8 protein-coding genes and 1 tRNA gene are annotated in these 13,688 nt (G+C 47.9%); 6 read left to right on the top strand and 3 right to left on the bottom strand.

Going from position 1 to position 13,688, the window contains the following annotated elements; all coding sequences use genetic code 11:
* Positions 1-3 precede the first annotated feature (3 nt).
* Positions 4-4,233, top strand: a complete 4,230-nt coding sequence (locus STSP1_RS00830; protein WP_085754528.1) for an amylo-alpha-1,6-glucosidase — start codon at positions 4-6, stop codon at positions 4,231-4,233.
* A gap of 9 nt (positions 4,234-4,242) precedes the next feature.
* On the opposite strand, the gene trpS is transcribed toward STSP1_RS00830, so the two are convergent.
* The 3 genes from trpS to STSP1_RS00815 form a co-directional block, all read right to left on the bottom strand.
* Positions 4,243-5,205: a tryptophan--tRNA ligase gene (trpS, locus tag STSP1_RS00825; protein ID WP_085754527.1), complete on the bottom strand. Its 963-nt coding sequence runs from the start codon at positions 5,203-5,205 to the stop codon at positions 4,243-4,245.
* Positions 5,206-5,232: 27 nt separating this feature from the next.
* Complete coding sequence (folD, locus tag STSP1_RS00820; RefSeq protein ID WP_085754526.1) at positions 5,233-6,120, bottom strand: bifunctional methylenetetrahydrofolate dehydrogenase/methenyltetrahydrofolate cyclohydrolase FolD; 888 nt, start codon at positions 6,118-6,120, stop codon at positions 5,233-5,235.
* Positions 6,121-6,260: 140 nt separating this feature from the next.
* Positions 6,261-7,292, bottom strand: a complete 1,032-nt coding sequence (locus tag STSP1_RS00815) for a hemolysin family protein (RefSeq protein WP_085754525.1) — start codon at positions 7,290-7,292, stop codon at positions 6,261-6,263.
* 395 nt (positions 7,293-7,687) lie between these two features.
* On the opposite strand from STSP1_RS00815, the gene fusA reads away from it, so the two are divergent.
* The 5 genes from fusA to STSP1_RS00790 all read left to right on the top strand — a co-directional run bounded on the left by fusA (position 7,688) and on the right by STSP1_RS00790 (position 13,664).
* A complete protein-coding gene (gene fusA / locus STSP1_RS00810) occupies positions 7,688-9,763 on the top strand; it encodes an elongation factor G (RefSeq protein WP_085754524.1) in 2,076 nt (691 codons plus the stop codon).
* 362 nt (positions 9,764-10,125) lie between these two features.
* Complete coding sequence (locus STSP1_RS00805; protein ID WP_085756629.1) at positions 10,126-11,946, top strand: 30S ribosomal protein S1; 1,821 nt, start codon at positions 10,126-10,128, stop codon at positions 11,944-11,946.
* A gap of 171 nt (positions 11,947-12,117) precedes the next feature.
* Positions 12,118-12,855 carry a zinc ribbon domain-containing protein gene (locus tag STSP1_RS00800; RefSeq protein WP_085754523.1) on the top strand — a complete coding sequence of 246 codons (738 nt, stop codon included), beginning with the start codon at positions 12,118-12,120 and terminating at the stop codon, positions 12,853-12,855.
* Positions 12,855-13,493, top strand: coding sequence for a phosphoribosylglycinamide formyltransferase (purN, locus tag STSP1_RS00795; RefSeq protein WP_085754522.1), 639 nt, complete (start codon positions 12,855-12,857; stop codon positions 13,491-13,493). The genes STSP1_RS00800 and purN overlap by 1 nt, the downstream gene beginning before the upstream one ends.
* A 97-nt stretch (positions 13,494-13,590) precedes the next feature.
* Positions 13,591-13,664 (top strand) — tRNA-Val (locus STSP1_RS00790).
* Positions 13,665-13,688 lie beyond the last annotated feature (24 nt).

Raw genomic sequence — 13,688 nt, 5'->3', positions numbered from 1 at the left:
ACTATGAAAATAATTCAAACCCCCTCCCCCGGCACAAATCTTCTCAAACACGAAGGCGATACTGTTAAATTCATTCTCAAAGTTCCTGATCATCTAAAGGGGCAGGCCTATCTGAGAAGCAATCTTTTCCGCGGGCATCAGCAAAGGAAGCAGATTATTGAGAGCGTTGAGAAGGCAAAAGAGGTGCTCGGGAAAGACTGGCACGACATTAAGATGCACCACAAGGGCAAGGGTGTTTACGAGGTTGAGCTTGCCCTTACAGAAACTGGCTGCTTTTCTGCGAAAACGCTTTTTATATCAGAAGGCGAAATACCTCAGGTTTACTGGCCTGAGGGCGAGAATACAAACATAAAGGTTGAGCCGGCTTTCACTTTCGGCGGAAATACTATATATTCAGTTTTCCCGCGGCTTTTTGGGATTAACAAATACAAAAAACAAACTGTTGATGAAGAACAGATCAAAGATTTAGACGGCCGGGGATATACCATTATCCCCCCTTCCGGTACATTCAGGGACGTGATAAAAGAGCTCGATCATATAATCGGCGATCTTGGCTTCAAGATAATCCAGCTTCTTCCCGTTCATCCTATCCCCACTACCTTTGCTCGAATGGGCAGGTACGGCAGTCCGTTTGCGTCGAAGGATTTTTTCGATGTTGACCACGGCAGTGCTGAATTCGACAAAACCGCCTCTCCAATGAATCAGTTTGAAGAGCTTGTAGACCAGATACACCTAAGAGAAGGAAAGGTTTTCCTCGACCTGCCGGCCAACCATACCGGCTGGGCATCGCAGATTCAGGAGCATTTCCCCCAGTGGGTTAAGAAAAAAGATACTGGGGAGTTTGTAAGCCCGGGAGCTTGGGGCGTTGAATGGGCAGATTTATGTGAGCTGGATTATTCCAGCAGCGGGCTTTGCAGATATATGGCAGAGGTATTTCTCTTCTGGTGCAGCAAAGGGGTGGACGGATTCCGCTGCGATGCGGGATATATGATTCCTCTGGATGTATGGAGATACATCACAGCAAGGGTTCGGGAGGAGTATCCACATACGATTTTCCTGCTTGAAGGCCTCGGCGGCCCGCTTGAAACCACCAAAGCCCTGCTAACCAAGGGCAATCTGAACTGGGCGTATTCCGAACTCTTCCAGAACTACAATAGAGAGCAAATCGAGGGCTATGCACAATTCTTCCTCGATACCTCGCTAAACCTCGGAACGCTTGTGAATTTTGCTGAAACTCACGACAACAACCGCCTCGCAGGCTCTGGGAAAAATTTTTCAATCCTTAGAACTCTTCTCTGCGCTCTGCTATCAGACTGCGGGGCTTACGGAATCACCTGCGGGGTGGAATGGCTCGCTGAGGAAAAGATTGATGTTCATAACTGCTCCTGCCTGAACTGGGACAGCGAAGATAATATCAAATACACGGTTAAAAGTGCAGTAAGGGTAATAACGAACCACCCGTGTTTTCAGGCGGGAACTAGAAGGCGATTCATACATTCGGGCAGTGAAAACAGCTTAGCCTTGCTCAGACACGCACCCGGAGGCGAAAAGCTGCTTATCCTCTCGAATTTAGACAGCGGGAATGAAAGCTCAGTACAGTGGAGCTGGGAAGATTTCTCCTGCAAGGATGATACATTAGTGAATCTGCTTACAGAAAGTGAAAAAGACTTCTGTATGGAAAACCATACAGCAAAGGTCAGACTTGCCCCGGGTGAGGTTTTGTGTTTATCCAGAAGCAAAGAATATCAGAATTATTGCCAGCAGAAAAAGGATGCACCTGAGCATACAAAGCAGACAGCTAAAGCAAGGATGATGCAGATATGGCAGAATCTGAACGAGGAGGCAGACTGTTCAAAAGTTGATTTCCGCAGGCTTGGAGAAGATTTTATCAAAAATCCTCAAGCTGCAGTTAACAAGCTGCTCCGAGAAAGCGGACATTCAAACAAAATAGTCCACTGGAAGGCCCCCGAAGATTCACGGCGAAATGTAATCCTGCCCTCAGAGCACCTGCTTTTCGTTACTGCGGAAAGCCCGTTTCTCGCAGAAATCAAAAGCAGCGGAAAGGTTTTTGAGCGGCACTATTCCATCCGCTGCGAAGAAGGCAAATACATCGCCGCATTTAACCCAATGGAGGAAACCGGCAGCGTTGAGGAGTTTGATTTTATCCTCCGGCTCTTCGAAGATAAACCCAAACAGCTTAAATCTAAGCTGGTTTGCCCACCTGAAGAGACGCCCGTTAAAATCTGCCTTGATAAAAATTACGAGGACATTCGAGACCGCAGCGACTATGCAATATGCAGCAATGAGATCGGCAGTATGGCGCAGGTTCGCAGCCGCTGGGGAGAAATTTACAGCAAATATGATGCGGTTTTCGCAGCTAATTTGAGCCCCGAATTCCCTGCAGACCGGATAGCATCAGTTGTGAGGTGCAGGGTATGGCTGAGATACAGAGACTACAGCACCCCCATTGAGGCAAGCTGTCAGAGGATTTTCACAACCGATATGAACAACCGCGTTCTATGGGAATTTCAGGCACCTGTAGGTATGGGGAAGATGGTGCCGTTCAAAATCATACTGGATTTCAGTGAGACTTCCAACTCAGCCGTATTGCGATTTAGCCGACCTAAGGCAGACGACTCCGGCCTGTGTCTGGAAGATAGCGAGCAAGTTAGAGTGATTGTGCGTCCTGATGTGGATGCAAGACTCTGCCATATGGTTACCAAGGCCTACAAAGGCCCCGAGCGAGATTACGAAAAGATGAAAAACCATACCAAGCGAGAGCTCATATTCAGCCATTCACAAAATTACAGGCTCAGTGTTGAAGCTGAAAGGGGAAGTTTCACGCCGCAGAGTGAGTGGAAGTATATGCACAATTTGCCGGTTGAAGAGCATAGAGGTCTCGAGAGCACAACCGATCTTTTCAGTCCGGGCTATTTCAGCTTCAACCTTGCAGGCGGAGAACATTCCGGACTGAGTATTGCGGTGAATGAAGAGAATCCGAAGGCATTCAGCGAAGTTCGAGAGCCCGAAACAGGCCAAAAATATAAGATTCAGAAGCTGCTGAAAACTGCATTGAAGCGGTATATAGTTAGAAGGGGCGAATTCAGAACGGTTCTTGCGGGCTTCCCATGGTTTTTAGACTGGGGCAGGGACACCCTTATTGCCCTGCGCGGATTTATTGCTGCAGGATTTTACGAGCAGTCTCGTAAGATAATCCTGCAGTTTGCAAAATTCGAAGAAGGCGGCACTCTTCCGAATATGATACGGGCCGAGGACGTATCCAACCGCGACACCTCAGATGCCCCGCTTTGGCTTTTTGCTGCTGTGAAGGAATATATATCCTACTGCAGCAAGGATATACTGAACGAGAAAGTGGACGGGAGAACACTGCTGGAAGTTCTCGAGTCGATTGCGGAGAATTATCAGCGTGGAACTGATAACGGCATAAAAATGGACGAGCAGTCCGGTCTGATCTTCAGCCCATCGCACTTCACTTGGATGGACACCAACTACCCTGCCGGCACGCCGAGAGAGGGGTATCCTGTGGAGATTCAGGCCCTTTGGGAAGCGGCTCTGAGATTTCTCTCGCAAACCAAATCGAAGAATCCTTCACGCTGGGCAGAGCTTGCCGAAAAGGTTAGAGAAAACATTTCTCTGTTGTATGAAAACAAAAACGGCTTGTCAGACTGCCTGCACTGCTCCCCAGGGACACCTGCAAACGAGGCTGAGCCGGATGACCACTGCAGGTGCAATCAGCTTTTTGCGATAACTCTCGGAGCGATAAGTAACAAAAAGCTCGCTGAAAAGATCCTGCAGAACTGTCAGAGGCTTTTAGTTCCCGGCGGGATACGTTCCTTAGCGGATGAGCCGGTGGAATATGAGCTTGAGATTAGAGATGGCAGCGGCCAGCCGCTGAACGATTCATTCTATCCGTATAAAGGCGTTTACGGCGGCGATGAGGACACCAGCAGGAAGCCGGCATACCATAACGGCACTGCTTGGGGATGGGTTCTGCCTTCTTACTGCGAGGGCCTTGCAATGGTGCATGGGACAAGCGGGATTTCAACTGCGAAAGCTGTTATCAATGCGGCATTTCAGACAATACAAAACGGCTGCATTGGCCATCTGCCCGAGATTCTCGACGGAAATGCCCCGCACAATCAGCGAGGGTGCAAGGCGCAAGGATGGAGCGTAAGCGAATTTTACCGCTTAGCCAAAACTCTGGAAATATAGAAGCAAACGCTACCTTATGCCGATATTGTGCCTTGCTCTTGCGAGGGTTTCGCCTGCTGCGGCTCTTGCACGCTCGGCGCCGCCTTTTAACACCTTCTCAATGTATGCGGGGTCTTTATCGAGCTCTTCGCGTTTTTCTCTGTACGGCTTAAAAAATTCAAGCATCAGCTCTGCGAGGCGTTTTTTGGCATCGCCATAGCCCATACCTCCCTCACGGTATTTCTTGTCCCACTCTTTAAGCTCATCTTCAGAGGCGAAAAGCTTCAGCAGGGCAAACACGCTGCAAGTATCAGGATTTTTCGGTTCATCCACGCCGGCAGAATCTGTTTTAATCTTCATAACCTTTTTGCGCATCTTCTTTTCCGGCTCGAAGATCTCGATGGTGTTGTCGTAGCTCTTGCTCATCTTCTGACCGTCGATTCCGGGAACAACAGCGACAGAGTCTATTATGTATTCCTTTGGTATCTTGAAGGTTTCGCCGTAGAGATGGTTAAACTTCTGGGCGATATCGCAAGTAACCTCAATATGCTGCTTCTGATCAGCACCAACTGGGACAAGGTCGCTCTCGAAGGCGAGGATATCCGCCGCCTGAAGGAGCGGATAGGTGAAAAGGCCGTGATTGGCGGAGAGTCCCTTCGCTAGCTTGTCCTTATAGCTTACGCACCTTTCCATAAGCCCTACAGGGGTAACGCAGGACAAGAGCCACATAAGCTCCACCACCTCCGGCACATCTGTCTGCCGCCAGAATACTGTTTTCTCGGGATTCAGCCCAAGGGCAAGGTAATCCGCAGCCACAGCGAAAACATAATCTCTGAGCGTATCCGGCTCAGGATTGCTTGTAAGGGCGTGATATTCGGCGATAAAGTAAAACCCATCGTTGGCGTCCTGAAGCTGAAGGTGCTGTTTCATAGCACCAAAATAATTTCCTATGTGCAGCCTTCCTGAGGGCTGAATTCCTGAGAGTATTTTCATTTCGTTATCTCATAAAGGTATTTGGTGTTATTTAATATTGTTTGCTGTCTTAGAAGAATCTACAGTGTTGTAGAGAAGCATAGTAATCGTCATAGGCCCCACGCCTCCCGGTACCGGCGTAATAAAGGAAGCCTTCTGGCTGACAGCATCAAAATCTACATCGCCGATAAGCCTGTAGCCTTTCTTTTTCGTATCATCGGGAACACGGTTCACGCCAACATCAATCACAACCGCCCCTTCTTTAACCATATCAGCTGTAACCGAATTTGGGAATCCAGTAGCAGCTACAACGATATCTGCCTCAATTGTATGTTTTGAGATGTCTTTTGTTCTTGTATGGCATACTGTTACAGTTGCATTGCCCAGCTCGCTTTTCTGCATAAGGATATTGGCCAAGGGCTTTCCAACAATATTGCTTCTTCCAACTATCACAACGTTCGCCCCTTCCAGCTGAACGCCGGCTCGTTTGATCATCTGAACGATTCCGTGCGGGGTACACGGGAGAAAGGCTTTCTGCCCCACTACAAGCTTGCCGACGTTTACAGGATGGAAGCCGTCAACATCTTTATCGGGATTAACCGCAAGCAGAACCTTCGCCTCATCAATGTGTTTGGGCAAGGGAAGCTGAACGAGTATTCCATGGATAGATGGGTCATTGTTCTTCTCTTCTATCAGTGAGAGAAGCTTTTCCTCTGAAATATCTGAGGGGAGCTTGTTGTCGTCTGAGTATATACCAATCTCTGCGCAGGCCTTCTCTTTAGCCCGTACATAAGATTGAGATGCCGGGTCTTCGCCTACCAGAATCACAGCGAGGCCAGGGGTGATTCCTTTTTCCTTAAGGCTCTCAACTTCCTGCTTCAATTCTCCGCGTATATCAGATGCCAACTGCTTGCCGCTTATTATTTCTGCTGTCATAATAACTCCTGAACTTTAACATAAATTCAATTCGAAGACGCACATTATCTTAAAGCGTGGTGCTTTGTCAAACCGCAGATATATTGAAAATTGAAAGCAGCAGAAGCTCCAGACGGCAGAAAAAAGGCAGAAAACAAGGCCTATTCTTCTTTTTTCCTTTTTGATTCGAGAAGCTGCCTTGCAAGTGCCTGCATATCCTCTACGGCGTCTGTCTCATCCACAATTTCCTCCCCTAGAAGGGTTTCCAAAACATCCTCAAGGGTAATAATGCCTTCCGCCCCGCCGTATTCATCAACCACAAGAAACAGATGCTCGCTGCGTCTCAGGAATTCATCGAGCACAGCTTGCAGATTCGCCAATTCAGGCACCGCGTGTATCGGACGAACAAGCTCGCTCACCGCTTTGTCCCCCCTTTCCTCGCTACGAGCCTTGAACAGGTCTCGGCGGTGAAGCAGGCCTTTTACATCATCCAGAGATTCACCTACAACCGGTATGCGGGCAAATCTCGGGGGTTCGGTTTCTGTAACCTCGCTAACTGTCTGGTTTTCCTGAAGCGTGGTTACTACGGTTCTGGGTGTCATAACATCCTTCACTGTTACGTTTCGAAGGGCGATTATATTCCTCATAACCTTCGCCTCGTTGTGTTCGAGCGTACCTTTGAAGTGGGCAAGCCAGGCAAGACTGCTCACCTCCTCGCGGCTTATCACAGGAACCGGCTGCTTGCCTCCCATCCACTTGGAAATCAGGTTGCAAACTGCCACAAGGGGCTTTAAGGCCAAAACCAATCCGTGAACTGTCCAAACTGTGAAACAGGCAAGCTCTTTTGCGTGCACCGCTCCAAGTGTTTTGGGGATAATTTCTGAGAACACAAGAATTACAAGCGTTAGGATAAAGCTTACCATTCCAACCCAGGCCTCTCCCCAAAGCAAGGCTGCCTGAGTGCCAACACCTGCCGCACCGAGGGTATGGGCAAAGGTATTGAGCGTGAGGATTGCTGCCAGAGGCTGGTCAACATCGTCCTTCATCTTCTCGAGACGCCTGCCCGCACGGCTCCCGTTCTCGAGCATCAGCGCAACGTGTGAACGAGGAACGCTGAGAAGAGCTGCTTCAAGAAGCGAGCAAAGAAATGATACAAATATTGCCAGAAACAAATAAGTTATAAATAGAATCATAGCGCAGAGACCCCTGATTTAAGGGCTATCAGTTTTCCGTCTAGTAATCACAGTTTTTCTTTCAGATATTTTTATCTTAGATCCATCAGTTTTTGTGTAAAGAGAATTCTGCTCGGCCTTCCCTCTTAAAAATGGCCTTAAAAGTGATTTGAACCTGTTTTCTTGTGCCTTTTTGCAGAACGAGGTGATATTATCTGCCTGCTTTGCTTGACTTTTTAATTTTTTTATAGAAAATTAACAATTCTATTTCTTTGGTTATGTTTATTATACTACCCGCTGCAATTTTTCCTGCGGCATAAGTATGTAAAAAAATCGAGCAAGGTGTATCTTGCTCGGTTAATTTTATAATAGAAATAAAAACCTAAATCTTACGAATATTCTAAGGGAATCAGAATATGTCTGACTTAAACAAACTTCGTAATATCGGCATAATGGCTCACATTGATGCTGGCAAAACGACAGTTACTGAAAGAGTACTGTTTTACACAGGACGAACCTACAAGATAGGTGAAACTCACGATGGCACAGCCGTTATGGACTACATGGAAGATGAGCAGTCCAGAGGCATCACCATCACCTCCGCTGCAACAAAATGCAGCTGGGACGGGTATGATATGAACCTGATCGATACTCCCGGCCACGTTGACTTCACCGCTGAGGTTGAACGTGCCCTGCGCGTTCTCGATGGAGCTGTGGCAGTTTTCGATGCAAGCGAGGGCGTTCAGGCGCAGAGCGAAACTGTCTGGCGTCAGGGGCAAAAATACAACGTGCCATGCCTTTGTTTTATAAACAAAATGGACAAAATCGGGGCTGACTTTGAGATGAGCATCAAGAGCATCAAAGAAAAGCTCGATGCAAATCCTGTGGCCATGCAGATCCCGATAGGAGCAGAGAACAACTTTAACGGCGTGATTGATCTTATGGAGATGAAGGCCTACTACTACACTCCAACTAAGGTTGGGGCGGATGTAGAGGTTAAAGACATCCCCGAGGAGCTGAAAGAAACTGCTGAACAGTGGCGTCATAATATGGTTGAAAGCATAGCTGAATGCGACGAACAGCTCATGGAAAAATACCTGATGGAGGAAGAAATCTCCAATGATGAGCTCAAGAAGGCAGTTCGTGAAGAGACAATAAACTGCAGGATGCATCCGGTTTATTTCGGTTCAGCCCTGAAAGACAAGGGTGTAAGGAAGCTTCTTGACGGCGTTATTGAATACCTCCCCTCCCCGCTGGAAACCCCTGCAATCACAGGATTGAACCCGAAAGACGAAGAGGAAACATACAGAGTGGAATGCGACCCCAAAAAGCCGCTGGTTGCTCTGGCATTTAAGATTACCCACGATAAGCACGGCGACCTTTACTTTGTGCGCGTTTATCAGGGCACTCTCAAGAGCGGGACGAGGGTTATGAACTCCACAAGGGACAAACGAGAAAACATCACCCGCATCTTCGAGATGCACGCTGATGACAGAAAAATTCGTGATGAAGTCAGAGCAGGCGATATATTTGCCTGCGTTGGGCTCAAAGAAACCCTTACAGGGGACACCCTCTGCGATACAAATGCACCGATCCTCCTGGACACTATAAACTTCCCCGAGCCGGTAATCAGTATGAGCATTGAGCCGAAAAACTCTTCAGACAGAGCAAAGCTCGGAGATGCTCTCGGTTCGCTGAGAAGAGAAGACCCCACCTTCCAGACTCAGTACGACCCTGAAACAGGCCAGACCATTATCAGCGGTATGGGCGAGCTGCATCTGGATATTCTGAAAACACGGATAACCCGTGATATGAACGTTGATGTAACGGTAGGTCAGCCGAAGGTTGCATATAAGGAATGCATCACAAAGAATGTTCAGCAGCAGGGTAAATTTGTTCGTCAGTCCGGCGGGAGGGGCCAGTACGGTGATGTGATAATCACTATGGAACCGATTCTCGAGGAAGACGGAAATGTGAGCAATGACATAACATTTGAAAGCAAGATTGTTGGCGGAGCTGTTCCGCGTGAATTCTGGAACAGCGTTGAGAAAGGCTGCCGCGAGGCTCTTACTTCAGGCATACTTGCCGGCTATCCTGTTGTGGGCGTACACATTGAGCTGATTGACGGCTCTTTCCACTCCGTTGACTCCTCGGAGATGGCGTTTGAGCAGGCCGGAGCGATGGCGGTGAAAGAAGCCCTCTCCAAGGCCGGACCAAAACTGCTTGAACCGATTATGAAGCTTCAGGTGGTTGTGCCGGATTCCGCTTTCGGACCGGTTCAGAGCAACCTTATCAGCAAGCGAGGAATGGTTACTGACTCAAGGCTGAGCGGACAGATGAGAATCCTCGACGCCAAGGCACCGCTTTCAGAGCTTTTCGGCTATACAAGCGAGCTGAGAAGCGCAACTCAGGGACGCGGTTCGTTCAGTATGGAACCGCTGAACTATGAGAAGGTGCCGGACAATATCGCACAGGAAATCCTCTCAGACTAATTTCAAATTTAAAAACAAAACCAGCCGTTTACGGCAGGTTCCCCGCCCCGCAAGGGGCTTTTAGAGAGCCCACGTATTAAAACGTGGGCTTTTCTTTTTCTGGTGCGGTTTGAAAATGAACACTAAACAGCCAAAAAAATTCTCAAAAAAGCCTTGCATACCGACGCCTCAATCATGATAATAGCAATTTCATTCAAGCTGAATTGAATAGTTAAGCAGGCCTTTCGGGTGCGTAATCCGGTTTTTGGGTCTGAATTGAGGTCAGCGCTGTGCAGCGGTTGTACAGCTGCCCCTTGGTGTGAAACGCAGGCACAACAAGGGTGATAAAGGTTTATTACTCTGCGGAAAGGTTTTTTAATTTAATGGTAGATTTTAATATTTATAAGAAACTCGGAATCACCCCCGAGTCTATCGAGCAGGAGCTCAGTTCACTCTTCACAGAAGAACACAAGGAACTATTAAACGGGGTTGTTGAAGAAAAAGCAGAAGCACTCAGCCCCGGAACAATTCACTCAGGCAAAATCGTAGAGCAGATCGGCAGCGATGTTATAGTTGAACTAGGGCTTAAAAGCGAAGGTGTTGTTGATTCAAGCGAATTTGATGACCCTGAAGAGATCGTAAAAGACACAAAGATTGATGTATATCTTGAAGAGGTGGATGCTGAAGACGGCGTTATCCTCCTCAGCAAGCGCAAGGCAGACCGCATCAAGGGCTGGCAGGAGATCGTCAATACAAAAGGCGAAGGCGATATCGTTACCGGCAAGGTTACGCGCAGAATCAAAGGCGGACTGCTCGTGGATATCGGCGTGCCGGTGTTCCTGCCTGCATCGCAGGTTGACATCCGCAAGCCAGGAGATATCAGCAGGTTTATCGGAGACGATATAGAATGCAAGATACTCAAGATAGATACTGAAAATAAGAATATCGTAGTTTCACGCAGGAAGATTATCGAAGAAGAGCGTCAGGCGAGCAAAGAAAAGCTCCTGGAGCAAATCGAAATTGGACAGCGCCGCAAGGGCATTGTGAAGAATATCGCAGATTTCGGCGTGTTTGTAGACCTTGGCGGTCTGGACGGACTCCTGCACATCTCTGATCTGAGCTGGGGCAGGGTTTCTCATCCATCTGAGGTTGTTGAGCTCGATCAGGAAATTGAATGCGTTGTAATCGGCGTAGATAAAGATAATGAGAAAGTTTCTCTCGGCCTCAAGCAGAAATCAGAGAGCCCGTGGGAGAATGCTGAAAGCCGCTACCCTGTGGGAAGCAAGGTTAAAGGCACTGTAGTAAACATAATGAACTACGGCATATTCCTGCGTCTTGAAGAAGGCATTGAAGGGCTTATCCACATCAGCGAGATGAGCTGGACGAAACGCATAGTGCATCCGGGCGATATTTTCGAGATCGGTCAAGAAGTTGAAGCGGTTGTACTCGAGGTAAATAAAGAGAAGCAGGAAATCAGCCTGAGCATCAAACAGCTTGAGGTGAATCCGTGGACTGTGGCTGCGCATAAGTATCCTCCGGGAACTGTAGTAAATGCGAAAGTTACAAGCCTTATGAACTACGGTGCATTTGCGACGATCGAAGAAGGCATAGACGGACTTATTCACATCAGCGACCTGAGCTGGACAAAGAAATACAACCACCCGAACGAGGCCCTCGAGAAGGGGCAGGATATCCAGTGCGTTGTGCTTGAAGTTGATGAAGAGAAGCAGCGAATAAGCCTCGGCGTTAAACAGCTTACAGAAGACCCATGGGCAAAGGCTATCCCTGAAACATATCTGCCCGGTCAGGTAGTTAAGGGTAAAGTTACCAAGATAACAAACTTCGGTGTCTTCATTGAGCTTGAAAACGAGCTTGAAGGCCTGCTCCATGTTTCCGAGCTAGCCGACCACAAGGTTGACAAGCCTCAGGATGTAGTAAGCGTGGGCGATGAGATTGAGGTTAAGATCCTCAGAGTGGATACAGAAGCCCGCAAGATCGGACTGAGCCTCAGACGTGTTCAGTGGGCAGCTGAAGATGCTGAGAAGGGTAAAGAAGAATCTTCTGAGCAGCAAGGCGAATCCGAAGAAAAACAGACTGCTTCCTCTGCTCCGCAGGAACAGGACAATCCTAATCTCCGAGGCGGACTTGAAGGAGGCGATCTGATGATTGATCCCTCGCTCTTCGGCAAGAAAAACGAAGAATAAATTTCCCAAATTGCATTAAGCGGCCGGCAGTTTTTAACTGCCGGTCTTTTTTTCTCTTTGAAATTTTAATACCCGTAAAAAAGCCTTAAGTTTTCGGTTGAAGTAATCGAAACTAAGTACATAATAGTATTTTTGTTGCAAGATTTTAATAACTGAATATGGAGCATACTCATGGGACCTTTACTCGAGGGACTTTACAAGCTGCAAATTGAAGAAGACAAGCTTCGAGGAATGAATAAACGTCTTGAACGTGCTCAACGGGCCGTAGTGCTTCAGCAGGACAAACTCAAAGAACTCGAAGAGAAACACGCCGAGACTCAGGAGGAAATCAAGAAACTCAAACGCGAAGCCGATTCTCTCAATCTCGAAATAAAAAGCAGAGAAGAAACTGTAGAGAAATATAAAACCGCACTCAATACTGCAAGAAACAACAAAGAGTATGCGGCAATCCTTACAGAGCTGAACACCAATAAAGTCGACAATTCTAAACTGGAAAACAAAATCCTTGAGATATATTCGCTTATAGAGCAGAAAGAGAATGAGTGCAGCGAAATAGAAAAGCAGATTGAAGACCAGAAAAAAACCATCAATGAGGTGAAGGAAAAAGCTTCCGATAAGATTAACGAATGCGAGGCCTCGCTTGAAGAAACAAGGAAGAACTGGGAGAAGGCTGCTTCAGAGGTGGATTCAGAAACGCTCGAAATATTCAAGAGACTGGCAGATACATATGATGGAGATGCTGTTGCATTCATTGAACGGGCAGATCCAAAGAAAAATCTTTTCCACTGCGGCGGCTGCTTTATGGCCTTGACAAACGAGGTTTACAACAGGCTGCTTTCTAAGGACGAGATAATCAGATGCCCCAGCTGCAGCAGAATCATAATACTGAACCCCGAAGAAGAATACTAATGAGACCAACACGAATCGCTATACTTCTCAGCGGCTCGGGCAGAACTATGGTTAATATCTCCGAGCAGATCAATGCGGGCAGGCTCAATGCCGAGATTGCTGCTGCGGTTAGCTCAAGGACAAACTGCAAGGGCAACAAGCGGGCTGAGAAGCTTGGGCTTACCCCCGAGATAATTCGGCCCAGAGATTATGCAGATGTGGATAAATTCAGCGGCAAAATAGACGATCTGCTCCGCGAACGGGAGATTGATTTGGCCGTTCAGGCCGGCTGGCTCTGCTACTGGAAGATTCCCTCAGGCTACGAGAACAGAGTAATGAACATACACCCAGCCCTTCTGCCCAGCTTCGGCGGAAAGGGAATGTGGGGCCATCACGTACACGAGGCGGTGCTGAAGAGGGGCTGCAAGGTTTCCGGCTGCACCGTACACTTCTGCAGCAACGAATACGACGCAGGCCCGATAATACTTCAGCGAACCTGCCCTGTCTTCGCTTATGATTCGCCGGAAACTCTCGCTGACAGGGTGTTTGAACAAGAGCGTATAGCTTACCCTGAAGCAATTGAGCTTTTCTGCGAAAACCGGCTCACTGTGCAAAACGGCATAGTCCATATAAAAGCTTCCCGTGAGCAAAACGCTTGATGTGTTTCTCGCCTTCAAGCCGTCGTTTTTGCTTTACAATCCTGCTTTTTTTCGTAATATTATGTGCCCTGCCTGCAAAGGCATTTCAGCATATCTCGGGCGGTTAGCTCAGCTGGCTAGAGCATCTGGTCGACATCCAGGAGGTCATTGGTTCGAATCCAATACCGCCCAATGTATCCACTTTGGCATTCAGCC

Origin of the sequence: Sedimentisphaera salicampi (assembly GCF_002117005.1) — a bacterium.
In the GTDB taxonomy this organism is placed as follows: domain Bacteria; phylum Planctomycetota; class Phycisphaerae; order Sedimentisphaerales; family Sedimentisphaeraceae; genus Sedimentisphaera; species Sedimentisphaera salicampi.
Note: the sequence above shows the minus strand (reverse complement) of the source record. Positions and strands in the feature narration are given on the sequence as shown.